At 38.1% G+C, this 23,777-nt stretch carries 17 protein-coding genes; 4 read left to right on the forward strand and 13 right to left on the reverse strand.

What is annotated here, in order from left to right; genetic code table 11:
- Positions 1 to 109: 109 nt before the first annotated feature.
- From IGJ00_RS08905 to IGJ00_RS08915, 3 genes are read right to left on the reverse strand one after another with little or no spacing between them, the layout of a single operon-like run.
- On the reverse strand, positions 110 to 1,063 hold the full coding sequence (locus IGJ00_RS08905) for a beta-galactosidase small subunit (protein ID WP_074799281.1): 954 nt from the start codon (positions 1,061 to 1,063) through the stop codon (positions 110 to 112).
- Positions 1,044 to 2,921 carry a glycoside hydrolase family 2 TIM barrel-domain containing protein gene (locus tag IGJ00_RS08910; RefSeq protein WP_438844336.1) on the reverse strand — a complete coding sequence of 626 codons (1,878 nt, stop codon included), beginning with the start codon at positions 2,919 to 2,921 and terminating at the stop codon, positions 1,044 to 1,046. Before IGJ00_RS08910 ends, IGJ00_RS08905 begins: the two co-directional genes overlap by 20 nt.
- On the reverse strand, positions 2,905 to 5,139 hold the full coding sequence (locus tag IGJ00_RS08915) for an alpha-galactosidase (protein ID WP_142433389.1): 2,235 nt from the start codon (positions 5,137 to 5,139) through the stop codon (positions 2,905 to 2,907). The genes IGJ00_RS08910 and IGJ00_RS08915 overlap by 17 nt, the downstream gene beginning before the upstream one ends.
- Positions 5,140 to 5,252: 113 nt before the next feature.
- On the opposite strand from IGJ00_RS08915, the gene IGJ00_RS08920 reads away from it, so the two are divergent.
- On the forward strand, positions 5,253 to 6,281 hold the full coding sequence (locus IGJ00_RS08920; protein ID WP_115357729.1) for a LacI family DNA-binding transcriptional regulator: 1,029 nt from the start codon (positions 5,253 to 5,255) through the stop codon (positions 6,279 to 6,281).
- Between the two features lie 236 nt (positions 6,282 to 6,517).
- On the opposite strand, the gene IGJ00_RS08925 is transcribed toward IGJ00_RS08920, so the two are convergent.
- Both IGJ00_RS08925 and IGJ00_RS08930 read right to left on the reverse strand, forming a co-directional pair.
- Positions 6,518 to 7,648 carry a 5-methyltetrahydropteroyltriglutamate--homocysteine S-methyltransferase gene (locus IGJ00_RS08925; RefSeq protein WP_438844337.1) on the reverse strand — a complete coding sequence of 377 codons (1,131 nt, stop codon included), beginning with the start codon at positions 7,646 to 7,648 and terminating at the stop codon, positions 6,518 to 6,520.
- 359 nt (positions 7,649 to 8,007) lie between these two features.
- On the reverse strand, positions 8,008 to 8,772 hold the full coding sequence (locus IGJ00_RS08930) for a MerR family transcriptional regulator (protein ID WP_260697567.1): 765 nt from the start codon (positions 8,770 to 8,772) through the stop codon (positions 8,008 to 8,010).
- A 97-nt stretch (positions 8,773 to 8,869) separates the two neighbouring features.
- On the opposite strand from IGJ00_RS08930, the gene IGJ00_RS08935 reads away from it, so the two are divergent.
- The gene (locus tag IGJ00_RS08935; RefSeq protein ID WP_438844338.1) at positions 8,870 to 10,618 is read left to right on the forward strand and encodes an ABC transporter ATP-binding protein; all 1,749 of its coding nucleotides are present in this window, start codon (positions 8,870 to 8,872) and stop codon (positions 10,616 to 10,618) included.
- On the forward strand, positions 10,605 to 12,392 hold the full coding sequence (locus IGJ00_RS08940; protein ID WP_438844339.1) for an ABC transporter ATP-binding protein: 1,788 nt from the start codon (positions 10,605 to 10,607) through the stop codon (positions 12,390 to 12,392). The genes IGJ00_RS08935 and IGJ00_RS08940 overlap by 14 nt, the downstream gene beginning before the upstream one ends.
- A 66-nt stretch (positions 12,393 to 12,458) precedes the next feature.
- Here the strand turns inward: IGJ00_RS08940 and IGJ00_RS08945 are convergent, their stop codons facing one another.
- Entirely contained in the window at positions 12,459 to 15,476 is a 3,018-nt protein-coding gene (locus IGJ00_RS08945) for a bacterial Ig-like domain-containing protein (RefSeq protein WP_438844340.1), read from the reverse strand.
- Positions 15,477 to 15,665: 189 nt separating this feature from the next.
- Between IGJ00_RS08945 and IGJ00_RS08950 the strand changes: the two genes are divergently transcribed.
- On the forward strand, positions 15,666 to 17,150 hold the full coding sequence (locus IGJ00_RS08950) for a helix-turn-helix domain-containing protein (protein ID WP_142433386.1): 1,485 nt from the start codon (positions 15,666 to 15,668) through the stop codon (positions 17,148 to 17,150).
- A 328-nt stretch (positions 17,151 to 17,478) separates the two neighbouring features.
- On the opposite strand, the gene IGJ00_RS08955 is transcribed toward IGJ00_RS08950, so the two are convergent.
- From IGJ00_RS08955 to IGJ00_RS08985, 7 genes are all read right to left on the reverse strand, one after another.
- A complete protein-coding gene (locus IGJ00_RS08955; protein WP_086334763.1) occupies positions 17,479 to 17,769 on the reverse strand; it encodes a DUF3114 domain-containing protein in 291 nt (96 codons plus the stop codon).
- A 204-nt stretch (positions 17,770 to 17,973) separates the two neighbouring features.
- Positions 17,974 to 18,333 carry a hypothetical protein gene (locus IGJ00_RS08960; protein ID WP_071866286.1) on the reverse strand — a complete coding sequence of 120 codons (360 nt, stop codon included), beginning with the start codon at positions 18,331 to 18,333 and terminating at the stop codon, positions 17,974 to 17,976.
- 17 nt (positions 18,334 to 18,350) lie between these two features.
- Positions 18,351 to 18,794, reverse strand: a complete 444-nt coding sequence (locus IGJ00_RS08965; RefSeq protein WP_161643083.1) for a hypothetical protein — start codon at positions 18,792 to 18,794, stop codon at positions 18,351 to 18,353.
- Positions 18,795 to 19,999: 1,205 nt separating this feature from the next.
- A complete protein-coding gene (locus IGJ00_RS08970; protein ID WP_010735268.1) occupies positions 20,000 to 20,128 on the reverse strand; it encodes a hypothetical protein in 129 nt (42 codons plus the stop codon).
- A 551-nt stretch (positions 20,129 to 20,679) separates the two neighbouring features.
- Complete coding sequence (locus tag IGJ00_RS08975) at positions 20,680 to 21,897, reverse strand: PTS sugar transporter subunit IIC (RefSeq protein WP_161643081.1); 1,218 nt, start codon at positions 21,895 to 21,897, stop codon at positions 20,680 to 20,682.
- Entirely contained in the window at positions 21,890 to 22,651 is a 762-nt protein-coding gene (locus IGJ00_RS08980; RefSeq protein ID WP_115357738.1) for an HAD-IIB family hydrolase, read from the reverse strand. The genes IGJ00_RS08975 and IGJ00_RS08980 overlap by 8 nt, the downstream gene beginning before the upstream one ends.
- A complete protein-coding gene (locus IGJ00_RS08985; protein ID WP_071866282.1) occupies positions 22,623 to 23,771 on the reverse strand; it encodes a glycosyltransferase in 1,149 nt (382 codons plus the stop codon). Before IGJ00_RS08985 ends, IGJ00_RS08980 begins: the two co-directional genes overlap by 29 nt.
- Between the last annotated feature and the right edge of the window lie 6 nt (positions 23,772 to 23,777).

The raw sequence follows: 23,777 nt of genomic DNA on the forward strand, positions 1-23,777 counted from the left end.
GAACCACTTCTTTCTTGACCTTCAAGTATCAGCCACAACTCATAGGACCCTCTAAAAATCCGCAGAATGGATTTTTAGAGGGTCCTATTTTTGATTTTACGAATTTACATCATTTAATGATAAAACTGAACGCGTGGTCTTCTTCACCACTAATATGATAGGCTTCTTCGACATCCGCTCCCCAAGAATCGATACCTCCGACTCCTCGGACTTTCGCCAACATCGTGACAACCGTTCGCCGTTCTGGTGGCAGTTCCTCCATGTGTGTCGCCTGTTCTAATTCTTCTGCTTTGAACGGTAATGCCGCAAAAGCAAATGGCGAATCCTTTTGTTCAAATCGTAAGGAAAACTCTTCCTGACTTTTATCTGCATTATTCAAGGTTGTCTTGCGCGTGATCTCTAACCACTTGGTATCCATATGGACGCCACAATCTTGTGGCACTAAATAAGGTGGGATCGGTAGGCCCTCTACATGATAGACCCCAGGTACGCCACCAGCTTTACGATCCGGATAAGTTTCACCTGACAGCCCTTCGTAATCGAAATGAGTGGCTTTCGTTGGCATGATCATGCGAAATCCTATTACTGGCAGTTCGGGTAATCCTTCTTTGCCATGATAGTGCATGTTCACGTGTAGATCCCCTTGTTCATTGACACGATACGTCATATCGACGGTCGTTTGTGGAGTTGTATTGACAGCCAATGTGAAAGTGATTTCGACTGTATTCGCATACTCTTGATTGCTATAACGATTATTGACTGGTGCGATCGGCAGTTCGATGGCTTGGTCGTTTATTGCAACATGGATTGCTTCCACTTTTAGATACAACCCTGCACCAAGCCACATACTTGAGCGATACCCAAAGCCATTTCCTCGATCATTATCTGTCAATGCTCGCCAAAAAGTTGGTTGCGTTTCACGATAAAGCCATTCTTTCCCATTTTTTTTGAGTGATTCCAAACCACCTCTGGTGTAAGAGAAAATATAATGTTTTTCTTCTGTTTTGATCCCTAAGGTGCAGTCGCCATAAATGATTCTCAGTTTAGGAGCTGTATTTGCCATAATAGTATCTTACCTCCTGTAATGCTGGTTTTTCTTGTCCATTTGCAAAAACGATGCCATTTCCCGAAAACTCATAATCACTTGGACGATCATCAAAATCGCCGCCGTAACGCATGACTTTTCGATTTGTCACTGGATCAAGTACCTCAAGTGCCTGATCTTTAAAATCCCAAATATATCCGCCTTGATACATCTCATATTTGTCTAACAGTGCCATATAAGAACCTAATCCACCTAAAGAATTCCCCATATCGTGCATGTATTCGCACAAGATATATGGTTTATCTGCTTGATTCTCTAGATATTCAGCGACTGCCGTAGGTGTTGCGTACATACTACTTTTCATGTCCGAAACAGAAGCTTCAAATTTGGGATCAACATAATTCCCTTCATAATGCACCAAGCGGTCTGGATCAACCGTCTTGAAGTATTCATTCATCAAGCGAATATTCTCCCCTACATAAGACTCGTTGCCTAAGGACCAGAACAAGATACTGGTATGGTTTTTGAAGGTTTCAAAATTGGTTTTTGCTCGATCTAGCACCACTTCTCGCCATTGCGGAATTCCTCTTGGTACATTATAGGATGGCTCAAAAGCACCCATTTTTTGCCATGACCCATGTGATTCTAAATTGGTTTCTGCCATCACGTGGATACCTGCTTGATCGCAGAGGAAATACCAAGGAATCTGGTTGGGATAATGTGAGGTCCGCACACCATTGATGTTAGCATTTTTAATCACTGCCAAATCCTTTTCCATGTCAGCTAATGTGATTGCACGTCCTGTTTTTTCACTCCACTCATGACGATTGACGCCATTGATGATCAAACGTTTTCCATTCAGATACATCACTTTATCTTTTAACTCGATCTTGCGAAAGCCGAATGGATACTCGACATATTCAGTCACTCCGTCACGGTCCCTGGTTTCAATTTCAAAGCTATACAGATTCGGGGCAAAATGATCCCATAATACTACTTCACCTAAATCAATACTGAGCTGCATCGTTTCAACTATCGTATGCTTTTCTTCATAGATCGTTTGCTTGTCTAAATCAAGGACCCTTACCTGTAAGACACTTTCAGCTGTGAGATTTTCAAAAGACAACGACACATCCAATTTACCTTTTTGATACGTGTCATCTAATTGGGGACGTAACCACAAGTCTTCTAAATGATTCTTGCCACGAGCAACTAAAACGACATCCCGAAAAATCCCGAAGAAACGGAAAAAATCCTGATCTTCTAAAAAGGCAGCTGTGCTACGTTTGTGGACTTCGACTGCCAAACGATTCTCTTCTTCTAGATAAGGAGTCAAATCAAATTCTGACGGTGTAAATGAATCTTCTGCATAACCAACGAAATGACCATTCAACCACACATACATGGCTTGTTCGACACCTTCAAAACGAATCGTGACATCTTTTCCCTTCAGTCCCTCTGCTAATTGGAAAGTCGTAACATAGGACCCTACTGGATTTTCTTCCGCTTGAGAGAACATCCCTGCCATTTCCTTTTCTGAAGCAGTTGTATAAGCGGGACGACGAAACTCATGACCTTCCCAAGGATACATCGTGTTGATGTAATGGATCTTATCAAAATCACTTAGTTCAATGTGGCCAGGCACATGGATCGTGTCGAATGAACGATCGTCAAAATCTTGTTCAAAAAACTCTTTTGGGCGATTTTCTGCATTTTCAGAAAAACAAAAGCGCCATTCACCATTTAGTGACTGTATTCGGGAACTTTGACTTCTCATTTCTTCTTTTGAACCATAGACTGTATGATCGCTATGTGCCTTTCGCTGATTCACACGAAAAACTTGGGGATCATCTAACCAATCAATTGATGCTTGCATTTTCTTCTTCCTTTCCTGTAGCTATTTTTTCAAAGTGAAAGACTTCTGTCTGAAAATCTCCGTGAAAATCAGGGAGATAAAGCCCCATCGTCATTAACTCCGAGCCTGAATAAATCAATGAACTTTTACGCTCACGATACATCCCTTCCTCTAAACCAACCAAGCGGATCTCATGAAAAGGTGGTTGCCCAGAAGTTAATCGTCGTGCCATAAAGACAACGATCTCCTTTTTATTTGGAGAAACAAATTGCCACGCCGCAACGTTTTGTTCAAAGGGATTTTCTAAACGGTCAAATTTTCCTTGTTGGATGGTTTGACGAATTTCTTTATACGTGCTGATCTGTTCTTTGATGATTCTCTTTTCTTGTTCGTCTAATGCGGTCAAATCTAGTTCATAACCAAATACCCCGCTCATCGCTACGTCCCCGCGTGTCTTTAAATCTGTCACACGTCCACTTTGATGGTTAGGTGATGCGGAGACATGAGCGCCCATCGAGGAGATCGGGTAGCCAAGACTCGTTCCGTATTGGATGTCGATTCGTTCCATCGCATCAGTATTGTCACTTGTCCAGGATTGTGGCATATAATAAAGGATTCCTGCGTCAAAACGGCCACCACCACCTGAACATCCTTCCCATAAGATATCTGGGTAAGCTGTGGTCAACTCTTCTAAAAGATTATATAAGCCTAAAACATACCGGTGATAGACCTCTCCTTGATTCTCCACGTAAGCAGAGTAAACATCTGATAAGGAGCGATTCATATCCCATTTGATATAATCGATCGGTACCTCATCCAAAATTTTTCGTAATTGCTGACTGATCGAATCTCGCACTTCTTTTCGTGTAAAATCCAAAACAAATTGTGACCGAGATGCCGCAGGCGTTCGTGCTGGTTCTTGCATCAAATAATCAGGCGTCTGACGATACAATTCAGAATCGATCGAAATCATTTCAGGCTCTACCCATAGCCCAAATTTGAGGCCCTTTTCATGGGCGTACTCTGCAATGCCTTTCAAACCATTCGCCAATTTCCCTTCATATTCAAACCAGTCTCCTAAAGAAGAAGTATCTGCATCTCTTTTCCCAAACCAGCCGTCGTCTAAGACGAACATTTCCATACCTAACGCTGCTGCTTCATCGATCAGTGCTTCGATTTTTTTGCTAGTAAAGTCAAAATAAGTCGCTTCCCAATTATTGACCAATATTGGACGTGGTTCGTACTGATGCTTCCCACGTGCCACGCGTTCTCGCAGCAGTTCATGATGTATGTGGCTCATGCCATTTAATCCTTCGTCTGAATAAGAAAGGATCATTTCTGGCGTTTGAAACGCTTCGTTGGTTGAAAGTTGCCATTGGAACTGATACGCATTGATGCCACCAACGATTCTTAGTTGATCGATTTGATCTTTTTCGATCTCAAACGCATGATTTCCAGAATAGATAAACTGTAGACCGATGGCTTCTCCAAGATTTTCTGTCGTATGTGTATGTGTCAAAGCGATAAAATTGTTCATTTGGTGACTACTGCTTCCTCGTCGACTTTCAAATGATTTCACCCCCTCAGTGATCCGTTGTCGCGAAATCAAACGCTCTCTAGCGTGGGCTCCAGGTAAAGCGATCACTTCAGTAAATCTGCCAGAATTTGTCAAATCTAATTGAAAAGAAGCTGCTTTATCTAACCAGATCGTTTGCTCTGTTTGATTACGATACTTAGCGGAGCGGATAATGACCCCTCGTTTTTCGTAAATCGTATAAAAAAGATCCACATAGATCGGTAAATCTCGGTCTTTCAATGTGATACACAACGTTTGTGCTTCCTGTTCCTCCAATATATAGGTTTGTGGTAATCCTGAAAGCTTTGGTTTACCTTGGATGATCTGATACGTTTCATATCTTAAATCAAGCAAGCTAGAGCCATTCTCACGTGTGATGATCGTGGCTGGTATGCGATAATCCATACTTCCGTGTCCTGAAAATTCTTGTGGCAACGTATCTTTTGAAAATGCTCGCTCCTCATGCAAAGGGACATTTCCTGAAAAACCGCGATCTCTTCTTGGGTATTTTTTGTTATCGGTATAGTTACTCACTTTTTTACCGAAATGAATATGGCTCAACACACCAGATTCTTCAATTTTCATCACATAAGAAATCAATGGATTCGACAAATGAAAAACATTTGTTTCCGAATCGAATGCAATCAATGATTGTCTTTTCATTTCTTCACCTCACAAATTTTTAGAAACCGTTTACTTTTTAACTAACTCCTGTATACTGTTTACTAAACATATTTGTCAATAACTTTTTTTATATTTCTTAAAGGGGTGATTTTATGGTAGGTATTCGTGATGTCGCTCGAAAAGCGAATGTCTCTCCTGCAACTGTTTCGCGCGTATTGAATCAAGATAAGACGATCCATGTCGCACCAGAAACAAAGAAACGGATTTTTGAAGTTGCAGAAAAATTGAACTATGATATCAATAAACGAAAATATATCAAAAAACGAATGCCCTCGATCGGTGTGATCTCGACGATCAGTAAGGCAAGTGAAGCACAAGATGTCTATTACAAAGAATTACGTATGGGATTAGAAGAAGAAGCAAACCGCCTGCATATTGGCATGAATCGAATTTACAATCTCTCTGACAATCCCAAGGAATGGAAAGACCTAGATCAACTAGGAGCGATCATCGTAGTTGGAACAGTGACGAAGCAGTCGATCACTGATCTATTATCACAAAATCAGCATTTGATCGTTGTTGATAATCCTGATATCCAACAAGAAGTCGATATGGTTTATGGAGATTTAGAGCGAATGACCAAAGCTGTTTTAGAGTTATTTCTAGAGAATGGGCATCATCGAATCGCCTATATCGGTGGCTACCAAGTCGATATGGATGAACGAGGAGGCAAGACGATCAATCCAGATGAAAAACGCGTCCGTGCCTATTTGCATTTCATGTCCGATCACCAGTTACAAGATTACAGTACGCACTACCTGGGAAATTGGACCGAAGAAGACGGTGAACGATTAGCTGAAGAGCTGATCCAAAGCTCTGATCCACTTCCAACTGCACTCCTTGTAGGAAGCGATCCAATGGCAATCGGCGTCTATCACACCATGAAAAAGCACCATTTGGCCATCGGTAAAGACATCATGATCGCCAGCTTCGACAACATTGAAGCAGCCAGTAGACTAACTCCTGGCTTGACCACTGTCCAAATCAATGCCAAATCCATCGGTAAAGCCGCCGTTCGCTTAGCCGTCGAAAGAATCGACCAAATCCGCGACGAACCCATTATTTTGACCTACCCCACCCGATTAGTGATAAGAGAAAGTTTTGTGCCAAAGAGGTTGTGAGAAAGCCGTTCAGCTCCAAGCAGTAAGGCGGAAATTGGGAAAATAGCTTCTCATATTTTTCGATTTTTTAGCTTAATGTTGAAGGTCAGCTCATTGAACACCATTTATCAGAGGTTGTGAAATGAGCGCTCTCACCTGAGCATTAAGCTGTCATGCCGTATAAACAAGAAAAACCGTTAAGAACAACTGAGTTGTTCTTAACGGTTTTCCTGAATACTTGGTTCGTCGGCTATTCCTTAATTCCAAACCTCTTCTGCGATACTCTTGATCAATGTGATTTTTTCCCATTGTGCTTCTTTCGTCAAAATATTCCCTTCTTCGGTGGAGGCGAACCCGCATTGTGGGCTTAAACACAATCGATCTAAAGGGACGTAGCGAGTAGCTTCATAAATTCGTTCGATGATTTTTTGACGATCCTCAAGTTCACCGGATTTTGAGGTTATCAATCCTAATACTACAAGTTTTTCTTCACTAACTTTCGCAAGTGGTTCAAAACCGCCTGAACGATCGTTGTCATATTCTAAATAATAGGCATGAACATTTTCTTCCGTAAATAGTGGTTCAGCTACAGCTTCATATCCGCCAGCTGCTGCCCAGGTAGAGTGGTAATTCCCTCGACAGACATGGGTATTCAAAATCAAATCTTGTGGTTGATTTCCAAGAACCGCATTATTGATTTGTAAATAGGTCTGTGCCAACTCTTTGCGAATCTCGCCTTCCTCTTTATCACTCTCTGCTAAAAATCCTTCTGGTAAAGGTGCTACTAATACGCCCCACGTACAGTCATCCAATTGGATCGTTCTGGCACCTGCTTCATATAAATCCGCAATCACTTGACGATAAGCAGTAACGATATCTTGAAAAAGTTCTTCATTTTCCGGATAGATGTCACGGACATATGGCAAGATATCTGGCCGTAATAACTCGACTAACAATTGTGCTGGGGCTGGAATGGTTTGCTTTACTTCGATTCCTTCACTTGTATGGGCCCGGGTAAATCGAAAATGGTCGACAAAAGGGTGTTTTTCTCCCTTGATTTTTCCCGTTACAGTCACTGTCCCTGGACGTGTCTCTTCTCCGTGAAATTGATACCCTTGCTCAGGGACAAAAAACTCAATACCTTGTAAACCAAAGAAAAAGTCCAAATGCCACCAACTCCGACGAAACTCACCATCTGTCACCGCATGTAAGCCAGCAGCTTCTTGTTTTTTGATCAGATCGATAATAGCTTCATCTTCGATCTCTTTCAAATCAGTAACAGAAATAAGCGATTCGTTATACGCTTTTCGTGCCTTTTTTAACTTCTCTGGGCGCAAAAAGCTCCCAACGATGTCATAACGAAATGGGGATGTGGTACGAGTAGTCATAAAAAATTTCCTCCTTAGATTACGTAGTAGCTGAAGACCTGATGAAAACAAAAAACACTCATCCCTTTTGCCAATTCTTGACAAAAGGGACGAATGCGTCGTGTTACCACCCTTATTTACATTATCCTCACAAATAATGCCTCAACGATACCATCAGATATCCGGCGAGTTAACGGTCGCAGTCCGGTTTTACTCACTTACTAGTAAAACAAGCTCCAAGTTCATCTTCACTAAGGTTTTAGGTCTCCTTTTTCACCCTCCGGAGTCTCTTTTTACCGTTGACCGTTAGTTACTCTTCTCTTCTACGCTTTGATATTGTCAATTACTATCCCATGTTTACTTCCGAATGTCAACTAATCCTACTTCCCCTCACTCACTTCGATCCATGCTCGGTAATATTCAAAGGAAATCTTGTCCTTTGTCGTATGAGTCAACAAGTATTGACCAATCGTTTGCCCTAATCGGTAGCCTTGCTTTTGCAACCTGTCTTTTACTTCAAATAGATTATTATTTTTTGTGTTATTCACTTGGACTTTTAATAGAAATCGCACGTACTTTTTCGCAGAATCATTCTGCCAGATCGTCTGTGAGCCTGGGAGTTTTTTCGTGTGCTCGTCCGTACAGAACCCATAAATACTGTTCTGATTATTTTCTGGAAAATAAATCACGAAACTTGAATAATTCTTTAGATATTCCTTTGAATATAAGATGTCATCAGATGCTGCCACGACGATTTTTTGAAAGGGAATTTCTTCTTCAGGAAATTTATCTGGTTCACTATCGATCATTTCTTTCAACTGGTTTTTTCTTGATAATACTTCTTTATGCTTTTGTTCTAAGATTTTTTTCTCATGATCCAAGCGCTGTTCCGTTTCAGCTAAAATGTCGTACATCTCATTTAATGATTTACTATATAGATTTTTCATTTGCTTCATGGGAATATCTAGTTTTCGATAAAAATTGATGTCATATACTTGAAAAATGGCATCGATATCAAATAATCGATACCCATTTTCCTCTTCTCTTGCTGCATGGATCAATCCTTCTGCATCCCAATACCGAATGGTTGATCTAGGGATATTCAATAACTCCGATACTTCCCCAATCGAATACAATCGTTTCATACCTTTCACCTCAATGATAGTTTATGCTTTTTCTTCTTGACCTTCAAGTAACTTTAAGGTGTAGAATGCGTATTTGTCGGGAAAAGGAGGAAACACAATGACATTATTAAAAAAATCTATAAAAAACAATAAAGGAATTGCATTACTTACTCTTTTATTTATCTGTTTACAACTTCTAGGAACCCTCGGTGTGCCAAAGTTAGTAGCTGATCTCATAGATACAGGGATTGCAAGTGGCGAAGTGAAACAAATCCAACAAATCGGAATTCAAATGTTGATCGTTGCCTTATTAGGATCTTTTGCCGCAGTTGCCTCAAGCTACTATTCTGCTTTGTTAGCCGCTCGATTTGGCTATCAGACACGAGCAAGCTTTTTTCAAAAATTCCAACAATTATCAATGAAAGATGTTGATCGATTTAACACCGGTTCTCTTTTGACTAGAATGACCAATGACGTAGATAACGTCCAACAAATGATCGTCATGTTCTGCCAGATGATCATCCCAGCACCGGTCATTTCGCTATTTACGATTCTGATGATGTTGGAGCATTCCGTCAAGTTAACAGTGATCACTTTAGGCTCGATCTTCGTCTATGCTCTAGTCACGTATTATTTGATGAAAAAAGGAACGCCTTTATCTTTGAGTATCCAACCGAAGATGGACCGTGTCACGACAACGCTACGTGAATTCTTTACAGGTGTCAATATGATCCGTGCCTTTAATAATCAAGACTACGAAGAAAAAAGAACAAATAAGACCTTTGAAAATTACGCGCAACAAATGATTCGTGTCAATCGGATCTTTGCTTGGGTCACACCCATTGCCTTTTTATTGATGGGCATCGTTTATGCCTCTATTTTGTGGTTTGGTGGCGGTTTGGTGGCTAATGGTAGCTTACAAATCGGCACAGTGACTGCCATTGTAGAATATTCGATGTTGACACTTGCCTATTTGATGATTGCCGCAATGGTTCTTGTTATCGTGCCAAAATCAATTTCTTGTCTTAAACGGATTGAGGAAGTATTACACGCTGAAATCGAAATTAAAGATCCCGACCAACCAGAAACTTTATCCTTCGATTCAGTCGATGATACTTTCTTATCCTTTGAGAATGTCACGTTTCGTTATAACGAAACCGCTGATCCTGTGTTGGAAAACATTGATTTTGCCGTCCCAAAAGGTAAAACCACAGCGATTGTTGGTGGAACAGGTTCAGGAAAAAGTACCATTGCAAAATTATTGCTACGTTTAAATGATGTTTCAAGTGGCCAAATCACTTTCGCAGGCACTCCAATCAAAGAAATGAACCAAGAAACACTGCGAAGCTATATTAGTTATGTTCCCCAAAAAGCTTTTTTATTTAGTGGAACGATTCGAAGTAATCTACTGATGGGTAAGGAACATGCGACAGATGAAGAATTAACCAAAGCAGTTCGCGTCGCACAATTGAATGAAGTCTTAGAAAATCTACCAGATCGATTGGACAGCTTTGTTGCTCAAGGGGGAGATAATTATTCTGGCGGACAAAAACAAAGGATATGTATCGCTAGGGCGTTAGTCAAACCTGCTGAAATCTATGTCTTTGACGATAGTTTCTCTGCATTGGACTATCGGACAGATGCCAAATTACGGCGTGCGTTGCATCGAGAAATGGCAGATAAAACATTGATTATCGTGGCACAACGTTTAAGTACCATCGTGAACGCTGATAATATTATTGTTTTGGATGAAGGACGGATCGTCGGACAAGGCACGCATGAAGCGTTATTGAAAACCAATCACTCGTATCAGGAATTTGCGAAATCACAAGGTTTGTTGAAGGAGGGAGTCGATGGAAATGACTAAAACAACGATAAAAAAACAAAGTTTGAAACGCTTCTGGAAAATGATCCAACCCGAACATAAAATCTTCTATGGTTCATTACTTTGTAGCTTGATCGGGAATACATTAGTCGTTGCAATGCCTCTGATCATGGGTATCGGAATCGACCAACTACTTGCACGTATCCAAGCTGTTGGCTTGCCCCAAATGACTGCGGCTGATGTGAAAGAAACATTGCTTTTACCCGTTATACTGCTGATACTCTTTTCTTTACTGAGTAGCGTCACTTCTTTTATCCAAGAACGAGCAATGGCTTCATTGAGTGAACGAGTAACATTGCGTGTCCGAAAAGAAGTCACGAAAAAATTCAAAGCTCTACCGATGGCTTTTTATGACCGCCATCAAGTCGGCGACATCATTAGTCGTACAACTACTGGTTTAAATCAACTATCACAAGTTTTACTAACAGGTATCAATCAATTTTTCACCTCTCTTGTAACGATTCTTTTAGCTGGTATCATGTTGTTTTACATCGATATAAAATTGACTTTACTTGTTCTTGTTTTGATTACGATTAGCACAGTTGTCACAACAAAATTTGCAAACAAAAATAAAAAAATTTCTGACAATAACCAAGAAGAACTGGGAGATTTGAACAATAAAGCGGAAGAATATTTAACTGGTAATTTGGTGATCAAAGCTTTCAACCAACAAGCATTAGCGATTGAAGAAGTCGATAAAGTAAATGAAAAACAATCGCAAGCTTTCAAAAAAGCGCAATTCATGAATTTTGCGATCTATCCAGCGATTCGTTTGATCAATCAATTAGCGTTTATCGCTAGTGGGATCATTGGCGCAATATCTGTTTTATCTGGTGGTATTACGATTGGTTTCTTGCAAGCCTATTTGCAGTACATCAACCAAATCTCGGAACCAATCTCTACCGCTTCTTATGTCATCAACTCGGTGCAATCAGCAATGGCTTCCATCGAACGAATCTTTGAAATCATGGATGAGCCAGAAGAAGCCATTGATCAGGTAGTAGAAAATCCAATCATCACACCACAAGGAGCTATTGAATTTAAACATGTGCGCTTTGGTTATACACCAGAAAAACCGTTGATGAAAGATGTTAACTTCTCGGTCAAGCCACAACAAACTGTTGCCATCGTTGGGCCAACTGGCGCCGGAAAAACCACACTTGTCAATCTTTTGATGCGTTTTTATGAGATCAATGACGGTCAGATTTTATTCGACGGTCATGACATCACCGATTTGCTGCGCCATGAATTGCGGAATCTATTTGGCATGGTACTACAAAATACTTGGTTATTCGAAGGTACTGTTGCAGAAAATATTGCTTACGGCAAAAAAGAGGCAACCAGAGATGAAGTCATTCAAGCAGCAAAAATTGCTCAATGTGATCATTTTATCCGCACATTGCCACAAGGTTATGACACCATTATCTCGAGCGAAAATGGGTCGATATCTCAAGGGCAACAACAGCTCTTAACGATTGCACGAGTCATTTTAGCTAATCCTGCAGTCGTCATTTTAGATGAAGCAACGTCGAGTGTCGACACACGTACGGAAGCGTTGATCCAAGAAGCAATGAATGCTTTGACTAAGAACCGGACAAGTTTCGTGATTGCCCACCGCCTTTCTACGATTGAACATGCGGATATGATCGTAGTGATGCAAAACGGAGATATCATTGAAACAGGAACACATACAGAACTATTACAACAACCAACTCTTTACGCGAGCTTATACAACAGCCAATTTCAAAATAGTTGAGCCACAAAAAAGCCAACTTAGTCTAGGTTCATTCCGAAACTAAGTTGGCTTTTTGATTTTATAGAATCAATCGTTACGATTTTTCTTTTTATTGTAGATATAAGTTCCTATCGCTCCACCTACGAGGGCTAAACCAAGAACTGCTGCACTAGATTGGATCTCACCCGTTTTTGGTAAGTTTTTTGCTGTATTTCCTTGGACTTGTCTTTTTTGGGTCGCAGGGGTGTTGGCTGTTTTCTTTTGCTGAGTATTCCCTCCGCCTGTGTTGGCATTTCCTCCCGTAGTCCCTCGTTTACTCACTGTCACTTGACTTGTTTCTGAAACGGAACCATTCGTATAAGTGATCGTGTAGGTTCCTTCTTTGTTGGTATCAACATCACCTGACACCATATTCTGGTCAAATGCAAGAGTGAACCCTTCGCGATTTGTTGCCGATACGAAGCCATCGCTTGGGTTCCACGTATCACCGATATATAATTGGAGATCCTTTGTCACAATCGTTTCTCCGTTTTCTTTTACGACTACCATGACTTCTTCTGTTGCTCGACCGTTGGTATAAGTCAACGGATAATCGCCAGCTTTAGTTGTATCTACCGTACCACTGACCATGCTTTCATCAAAAACGATCATTTCCCCATCTTTGTTTGTAGCAGATACAAATTGATCACTTGGCGCCCACTTATCACCGACATAAATGCTGCCATTTTTTGCTTGGATCGTTTCTCTATTTTCAACCACGGTCACTGTGATTTTTTGAGAGGCTTCTCCATTCGTATAAGTAATGATGAAGTTTCCTGTTCGTCCGGTGTCAACGGTGCCTGACACCATACTTTCATCAAATGGCAAAGTGTCACCTGCTCTATTGGTCGCTGAGATAAAATTATCGCTTGGATGCCAAACATCCCCTGTGTGGATTCTTGAATCGGTCGCCTTGATCGCTTCTTGACTAGCAATGACGGTCACTGTGATTTCACGACTGAGTCTCCCAAAAGTATAGGTGATCTTGTACTCACCTACTTGCGTCGTATCGACTTCGCCGCTGACCATATTTTCATCAAAGGCAACAGCTTCTCCCGTTTTATCAGTAGCGGAAACAAAATTATCACTTGGTGTCCAAGCATCCCCTACAATGATCGTCGAATCTGTGACTTTAAGGGTTTCTTGACTTTCTTCGACAGTCACATTGATCTGTTGACTTGCAGATCCATTGGTATAAGTCACTGGATAGACTCCTGCTGTCGTCGTATCCACTGTACCAGTGACCATACTTTCATCAAAAGGAATTGATTCTCCATTTTGATCGGTCGCTAAAACAAAATTGTCGATTGGTTCCCAACTATCACCAACATAAATCGTTGAATCAATTGCGCGGATCGACTCACTAGCGGTTGGTTGCCACACATAAGTATCCGCCATACTATTTTCATAAGTTGACATCAGTGAAGAGGAGCTTAATACATATTCACCGAGTGGGACATCGTCTGTGCCAGATCCCACGTTTTGCCAATACCCCGTATGCTCTTCTGTAGCGAGCAACTCTGGAATATTGGTATCATTTAAAGAATAAAACTGGACACCTAAAGAGATTTTCGATAAGGAGGTTGTACCAGCAAACATCTCTTGCTGCAATTGCACCTTGCCAGTTTTAAAATGTGATAGATCCAATTCAGTGATCTTTTGGCAGTTTCTAAACATTCCTCGCATAAATCGAAGATTCTCCGTATCAAAACCACTGACATCGATTGCTTCTAAATTGAGACATTCTGCAAACATAAAACTCATTGTTGTCACGTTAGTTGTTGAAAAGTTCGTAACATCTAACGCTGTCAGACCGGAACAACCGAAAAACATATAGTACATAGAAGTCACGTTTGTCGTATCAAAGCGGCTAACATCAAGTTCTGTCAAACCGGAACAGCCATGGAACATATAATGCATGTACATAACGTTGCTCGTATCAAAATGTGTCACATCTAACGCTTGTAATCCCGAACAGCCATGGAACATGAAGGACATTTCTGTTGCTTGACTCGTTACAAAACTAGAAAGATCCAGTTGAGCCAATCCGGAACAACCGCGGAACATATGACTGAAATTTGTCACGTTGGCTGTTTGAAAACCAGTTACATCCAGTGTCGTCAAGGCAGAGCAATCATAAAACATGTAGCTCATGTTCGACACGTTCGTCGTGTTAAAACTGGACAAATCTAATGAAGTCAATCCACTCATCCCATAAAATATATGACTCATTTCAGTGACGTTCGCAGTATTGAAGTTGGTTAGATCGAGCGTACTGACAGAAGACAACCCATTGAACATGTGGTTCATCGAACGAACATTTTGGGTATCAAAAGTTGTAAGATCCAATGAGGTCAGTTGCTGGCACCAAGCAAAGAAATAATCCATATTCGTTACTTGACTTGTATCTAGATTGGTTAAATTCTCGATCGTCGTTAGCTGATTCAGATCAAAAAACAATCCTAGTGATTCAGCATTCGCTACCACTGGTCCAGTAAGAACCACTTTTTTGATGAGTGAACGGTGAGGAAACCACGGCGCACGAGCCGCCAAAGTTGTTTCTCCTAATGTTCCTGCATCTATGTACAAAACACCTTCTTGGTCGATCCGCCAAGGACTGCTACCGAACACACCAGATGCCAATTGCTCTTCTGTCACCTCTATCTCAAAACATTCCGTCTTGGCATTTGGATCTGGAATAACTGGGGCACTAGAAACATCCGTCACTTCTTGTTCCACAGTGGTGGGAACTGTCGAATCGACAGTCGCTTGCTCTACCTCAGCATTTACATCTGGCGTTGTTTCTGTGGTAGGTTGTGTCGGCACTTCAGATGGAACAGTCGCTGAGGATTCTGGTGTTTCGCTTATTTGCTGCTCATCCATCGCTTCGTTTTCTGCTGTTTCCATCACGCTGTTCTCTGTTGGTTCTTCGATGGTCGAACTGACTAGCTCTTCTGTCATTTGTCCACTGTCTAAGTGATCAGCAAACGTCATGATACTCTGTTGGGATGCGTTCATGAGTAATAACATTGAAGCTGTCACTTTTACTATTTTTCTGTGGTCCATTGTTTATTCAACTCCTCAAATTATAGAAAGATAAAAAAACATCCAACTAAATTTTACCGTAATCCGTGAAAGAAAATTTTTTATTTTTTTTTTTCGAAAAAAATATTTAAAAATAGATTTGTATTTGCAAAATAAGCGAGATAAAATAAAACAATCGAATCAGCGTTCACCAAACGAAAGGAGCAATTAATGGAACCTTTTTTCAAACTACATGAAAATAAACAATTACATCGTCAAATCAAGATTCTTACTTATTTGAGAAAACGAAATGACATCACTTCGATCACTGAATTAGTTCAAGAAATAGGCTGCACACCACCCACTCTACGTTCAGATATTCAGGCATTACGTACCAAATTACCACCATCGATTCAATTGCAATCAATCAAAATGATTGGCTACCGTTTAAAAATACCCAATGGGGAAACACTGGATACATATCTTTTGTCTCTTGTTAGAGAAACGATTACTTATAAGATCATTGACCGTAGCCTTCGGGGAAATCAGCAATCCTTCGAAGCCATGCGCTTGGAATATCATTTATCTAGTTCAGCTTTACGCAAAATCATTCAACACATGAACCATGAACTAAAAAACTACCGAATCCAACTCTCTCCCAAAAATGGTGATCTTATTGGAAAAGAAAACGAGATTCGTTTTTTCTTTTTTTACTTTTATACGAGTTTTCGACGAACGATCATTACAGATCATACTTATTTATCCTCTCAAGAGACATACAAAGTCATGTTCGCTGAACTAGAGCAAGTATTTCAGTCTCATTTACATATTAGTAATTTTCGTGCTACGCTATGGTTGTCCATCTTAAAAGAAAGATGGTTGCGTCGTAAACAAGGTGAAATCCCCTCAGAAACATTGAGTATGATCCAGTCTAGAAAAAGCTTCAAAAGGTTCTCAAAAAAAATCACTCCTTTTCTGAGAGAGATTCTTGGTATCCAACAGCTGTCTATAAATGAACTAGTTTGGGCTTATTTGATTGCTTTACACTGTATTTCCTATAGCTCATCTAACTATCAAGAGACAATATCGCATAAAGCGACCCATTATCAAGAAGAAGCACCAGCCAAAAAATGGATCAAGCAATTTCTACTCGACGAAGTGCTTATTGACGGTACAACAAAGGAAGGTATTGAGCAAATGAGTGCTTACTTAGCTAATCTACGCTTGCTTAATAAAATCACTGATGGTTTTGAGAATCACCCGCTGTCGATTGATCATTTAGTCGATCCATACTTTGAAGCACTCTATCACTCCTGGCAAGACCGATTGCAGCAACTAAAATGGCAAGAGATCATACCAATGACCTGCATAAAAGAAGTTGCACTATCTTTGAGTATGATCCAATCCTCCTATCAGCAAATCCAAAGAAGGAAAAAGCAAATGATCGTCTTTACTTTTCATGGAGATGCTGGCTATGATAATTTTTTAATGGCTATGATCCAAAAATGGCTACCTGAAACGTATCACCCTCTTTTTCTTTTCGATCAACCGATTACACAAACAAAGATCGACGAGTTAGGAGCTTGTCTCATCATCAGTAACTATGATCTTGCGGAGAAAATGGCCTGTGAAGTGATTCAAATTGCCCAAATCCCGACACATGAGGAGTGGACAGACTTAAAACTACATTTGATTGAACGTGCTTCAAGTCATTGATAGTTTCAAGGGGCTATTCGATTTTTGCTGTAGACTTAGGGAGAAACGTCTAAAATTTCTCCCTAGGTCTAAGACTTGTGACTATTCACAAATGGAGCTGTTAGACCATAAATTCCAACCAAGGAAGGAAAAGAATCGAACAAAAACGTAGTGCGACATTCTTTCAAAATAGTTTAAGACAGCGAAACACTTGAAATAAATCATCCCTGTGGTTCCGTATAAGATAAACGCTTAAAATGGTAACCACAAGCACTAAAACAAAGACATCGATCTGTTTATCTGTTCTCGTCTGCATAGAAGGTTCTCTCCTTTCATCTCACTTTTTTGTTCATTGTTCTTTTTCTTTGTCTATGATAAAAAAGAACAAAAAATGCAACGCCAAAAAGAGTAACAATCCAAGAATCATTGGCGAAACATTTGGGTGCCGATTGAAGTATTTTGTGATACTTACGCTGATCCAAGCTTTTTTTGCTTGTTGACGAACCTGATGATCAAGTTTTTTTGAGGGCGAACTATCTAAAAGATTATGTAATCGATCATTTTTGCTGGCATAATTAAACGATTCTCCATCAAGTAATTCTTTTCTCAAATTAAATGGCATCAGGAATAGTGATTTCATAATATCCGCCCCTATTTTTCATCTGTCGATTTCATCCTTTGAACATACCATGAGTCAAGAATGAATGAGTTGTTTCAATGAACATTCTTGACTCATGTTTGTTATCTATCTATACTTAATAATTAGCAATGCGACAACTCTCGTATTTTTCCGCCAGATCAATTACTTAGTTGTTGCATTGTTTTTTTGATATTCTGTTCTTTTTCATCGTTTCACTAAATAAACAATACCACTACTGTATACTAAAAAACCACCAACTAATAGTAAGAAGATCCCAGCATAATTTGTTACGATATTGACTTGATTAATGATGATCACAGATTGAGCAATACCTAAACCAATGAGCGTGATAAAATGTGGTGTCGCTGATTTTTTTTGTTGTTTTATTTTGTGCCAAGCATAAATCACCATAAATAGTACAATGAAATTCATACCATTCAAGAGAATCGATATCGTACTATTCGTTTGTCCATCACTGATGACTTGAAATAATCTTCCCACGAGTAAAACTACACTAAATAGCATTGCAGAGATTCCTGCTAATTTTTGAATTGAATTTCCCATTTTTTTCACCGTTCCTTTTAATCTGAATTTTTTTTATGTCCGAATCGTATCGCTTGAATGGATTCGATTGGTAACTCTTTGATCCGGCCACTTCCTACAAATCTCTGTTCTTTCGTCAAATAGACATAAACTTTACGACTATTGCTGATCGTATCATGCAACCATCTATCTCCATCTACATTGATGATCACATCACTTTCTGTCATTTGTCTCATGAAAGTACAATCCTTGATTTTCTTGATATCTTGTAACTTCAATTTGAGTTCAAGATCTCTCATTCCCTTACCTTGAATGACTTCATCCCTCCAATACTTTAAAGAAGGCAGGTCTGCGGCATCAATGATCCCTGAAAAATCAGCGCTTTTATCAGTTAAAACAGGCAAATTTTGCTCATTTACCTCGTGGTAACCAACAAACAGAACCATCAATGCACTACTGATCAATAGACATATTTTTCTCAATTTTTCTTGCCCCTTTACTAAAGGTTTAATTGGATCTACCGATAAAGGTCTCCATCACTCCATACGCATCACCACCTTTCATTTTTTAATCATTCAGCAAGTTCCTTTTCACTTCTGGAGGTACATCTTTTGGATCTACGATCACCACGTTACTTGCCTCCGCTTTTACGTATACTCCAGGATGCAAACTATGTTTTTCTCAAACAACGGTAAATTCAATCTCCGTTCAGCGCCTTGCTCATCAAACATTCTGATATTAGGAAGGATTTCTAATATTGCTAAGCCCTCTTTTTCATAAGAATCGAAACAGTTGGACTTTTCAATTTTTTATCGTTGCTTTTTCCCTTCTCGCAAAACAGGCACATGATCTTGCTTTAAAACACTAAGTCTTTTTATCGTCCTTTTTACTTTGATTTCTTGGTAAATCCCCATAGATTTATTGACTAAAATCGAGACCTTAAAAAACTATTTCTAAAAGATCCGATCGATATAACTGTAATGAACAACATGACATTTAAAAAATTAAATAAAGTCATACAATTTTTTAAAATAATTTCTTTTGTCGTTTCCAGCAGATTGTGTATCTAGTTCATTCGATTTATTTTTTAAGAGCCTTTCTTCAACTTGGCTTTTTATACAGCCTGATTTCTCATTTAATTATTCAGGAGTTATTGAGAAATATTCTTCCATTTTTTCTCCTCCTAATTCATTATAATCAAATAATTTATTGAAAAAAGAGAGACCCAATCGTAAAACAAAAAAGGATTCCGTTATATTTACTCGTAGCTATCTTCCTAAATACCTTAACATTAAATAACCATTTTCTAAATACACTTTTTTCTCCAAAATGAATTTTTTATAAAAAATCATAAAAAATATGCATAAAAACATTATTAAAAAAGCTATTTAATGTATTTTTCATTTAATCGTTATTATATTCTAAAAACCAACACGATATAAAATAACAATAACTATCGTTTTCCAACGTTCTCTTTAATGTGATTTTATAAAAATAAAAATAGCTTATGTATTTTTATCAAACAGGTTTTTTTCTGATTTTTTTCCCAATAATTCTTTATATTTGTTTGGAGGTTTATTTTACTAAAGACCTATTTCTTCGTTTTTAGACAAAAAAACACCAGTGATTACTCACTAGTGTTAGTTTATAACAACAAATAATTCAGCTGATATATACCAGTCGTTCATTATTTATTATAGATTTTAGGTCCTTTTCTCATGTTACTACGATCATTCTTTGGCGTAGCCATCTTTTCAACTCGACCGCCACCTTGTTTCTTTTTGATTATTTCAAGCATTTTCTCTTTTGAATTCATCTGTTTCCCTCTTTTACTCTATTCACTTTTTCGCTACTGTGATAAACACTTCGCTATTGTACCACATTTTTACTTAAAAAATTCATACTTATTGATTTCTTTATGCTTTTCATCATAAAAACGTACGATGTTTGTATGTTCATCACAGGTTAAGATCACATAGCTTTTCTCATTATAAAAACCTAATCCAAAAAGCAGATGAAGATCACTAACTTGCTGCTGTGTTGACGTTGATTGGTGCAATCGTTACATGATGGTGAATCGCCGTAACAAATAGAGAAGCCAATGCTTTGGCCGATCGTTGCAATGTGCGATACGCTTAAACTGCTTTGACAAACACAAGTAAAGCACCAATGGCAGAATTCCCAGGGATCAACGGTAAAATCACTCGGCGCAAACGATAAAAATACAACCACCAAAAATCACTGCACTTTCATCTAGAGTAGCGCCGATGTTCAGTAAGACTATGATCAAACATGAAATAAAGAGAATTGGAAATTTTAAAACAGGCTTAGTTTAGAACGAATGAGAGTACAGCAAATCTGTCGTGCCTACCCAATCAAAGTTCCTTTATTTTTAGTCCTTACGAACGGTGCATATATCATGATGTTCAATGCAATCAAAGCCATTTGCAGAAAGGCTCCAGAAACTCCAGAGGCTAAGAATCCAGAAATAATAGGTGGTGTCGTCCATGGAATTTGGATGCCATTTGTTTTCGCTACAATTCCTACACTCATAGAAAAATAAGCTATGACTGTGTTGACTACTGGACAAAGAATAAATGGGAAAAATACTCTAAAGTTTAGTAAAATCGGAAGGCCATAAATTATTGGCTCGTTTATGTTAAATAAACCTGGGATAAATGATACTTTTGCTATACTTTTTTTGTCACTATTCTTTGAGAAGAATAGTATTGCTAGAATTAATGCAAAGGTACTTCCGCTTCCTCCAAAATTAATAAATAAAGATTGGAACGTTCCAGTAATAATATTTTTAGGAACTTCTCCTTTGGTTATACTCAAAAGATTTTCCATATTTAATGAAAAATAAATCGGATTCATTATTGAATTGAATAGATAACTCCCATTAAACCCAAAAAACCATAACAATGTAATTCCTAGATTAATTATGATAACTGCTGGAAGAGTACTACCTAAATTCGTGATCGGTACTTGGATTAATCCATTGATCATACTAGATGGATTGTCTATTTTTAAAGTTACTAAGACTAATTTTATAAAAAATAATACTACCGTGGTCGTAAGGAAAGGTAACAAATATTCAAAGCTTTCTGCTACTTCTCTTGGAACAGAAGAATGTAGATTTATCTTTTTTTTCTTTTTAAAACTTACAGTTAATATACCGCATGTCATAAGAGCACAAAGCATCGAAAAGAATATACCTTGTGATCCAAGTGAATCGATCAATTGATCTGGGGATTCAAGCGGCAAAAAAATAAAATAAGCGAATATTGTTGATGTGATGTACAGTATATAATCTTTCTTTTTTATTTTACAATAATTATAGGCAATCGATATTAAAATAAACAAACCTATCAGATTATTAAAAGCATTGGGAATTGAAGGAAGGGCAGTCATCCATAATACATTGAAATTTTTTTCCATAAATTTAGTAAAAGTTGGGATAGGAAAATTCACTATCAGAATAAAAAATGAACTGATAATCGTAATTGGCATCAATGAAATAAAACTATTTCGCAATATTTTTAAAAGTAAATTATTTTCAATCGTACTATATACTTTATTCATTTTGTTCTTCCTTTTTTAAGGAGATTTCTGTGAGTGAACTAATAATATTATTTGCTACAGTAAATAACTCACTATTTCCATTAACCATGCAATATGATTTTTCAGTAAGCATAAGCATCTCTTTATCATTTAATTCATCTCCAACAATGATTGAGTTGCTGACATCAGCTTCGACTAAATTTCCTAAACAAATAACGGAACTAGCCTTTCCACTCCCAAGTGGTGAAATATCAATGTATTTTTTATTTTTATTCACCTGAAAGCCTGTCCGCTCTATAGCTTTTGTGAAAATATCTATTTCACTGCTTAATTCTTTATAACCATTGACTTCTAAAGTAACAGAGTTTGTTATTAAAGGGGTATTGGATGTTCTTTTCAAAAAATTATTACTATGGATTCCTTCTAAAAAAATATTCTGTTGAAGATGACTAAATGTAATATTGATAATGGTCTCTTTTTTTACTAACATTTTTTGAATTATCGGTAATATCATACTAGTTTTCATAATTAAACTTAAAAGTATGGAACCGTGTTTATCCATTACTAAAGCACCATTATTAAGTATACAATATTCATATTCAAAGTTATATTCTTGTATAAAACGATGGAACATTGCGTAATTTCTTCCTGTAGCCAAAACAATTGGATGCCTTTTAGATACAGAACTTAAAAAGAACAATTCCTCTTCTGTTACTTTTTTCTCTCTATAGATTGTTCCATCGATGTCACTTATAAAAAAAATAGAATCCATCATTCCCTAACTCCTTTTCACAAATTGTAATATACGTTCTCACTCCCCAATAATTGGGAATTGTTTCATAATAATGGGACTTGTAAAAGTCCATTTCTAATATCCCTTGAGTCGTAGCGATACCAAAATATGGATTGATCTCAAGCACACGCTTAAAAAATGAGAGTGCTTGAAAATAGTTCTCGGAAAAAAAGTAGGTTAGCCCTATATTTATATATATGTGTATACACAGAGGTGAAATTTCAAATGCTTTCCCGAAAAATTCCCTAGCAGTTTCATAATTCCCACAACAGAGTTCTGTTATTCCTAATGAATTTAGAGCCCTAGTATTCTTAGGATTAATGATTAGTACTTTTTGAAATTGTTTTTTTGATCGTTGAATGTCATTTTCACTTCTAAAAATATATCCTAAAAAGAGTTGAGCAATTTCACTATCTGGATTAGCTTCTGCTGCTTCTTGTGCATTCTTCTTTGCTAATTTTAGTTTTCCTGCATTTCTTTGTATGATTGCCAAATAAGATTTCGCTAGTGTCTCTTTTGGGTTATTCAAAATTTGCTCGTTCATTATTTGAATATACTTTTCATTTTTCATTTGTCGTTCTTTGAAGGGTCTTAGGTGGCCTAAATGATTGAGTGTAATAGGAATATCGGCAACACTAAACCCTTTACATTTAATTGATGGTTCTATTTTTTCGGTGGCTTTTTTATAATATTTAAATCCACAATGATTCCGAAACAATTTTACCATTGAGTCAGAGTACCACCCACCTGTTCCAAAAAAGTTATACCTTAAAAATCTATAGCCACCAGTATTGCTATCATCACTATTACTTTTTATAAAATGTCTAATTTTGTACCAATCCGATTCCAATAGTAACTCATCTGCATCCAAGAATAATATCCAATCTTCTTCTACCTTCTCTAGCAAATAATTTCTCATAGCTGAAAAATCATTATTAAAAGGCTTACTATAAATATTAGTTGTATATTTTTGCGCAATTTGAATTGATTGATCAGTTGATCCCGTATCAAGTACATAAATAGCATCAGCAAAGCAGTTTCGAAAAAAATCATCTAAATATTCTTCTTCGTTTTTCATCATTAAACATAATGCTAAGCCCATCCAAAG

Source organism: Enterococcus sp. AZ062, assembly GCF_051715065.1.
GTDB classification, from domain to species: domain Bacteria; phylum Bacillota; class Bacilli; order Lactobacillales; family Enterococcaceae; genus Enterococcus_B; species Enterococcus_B mundtii.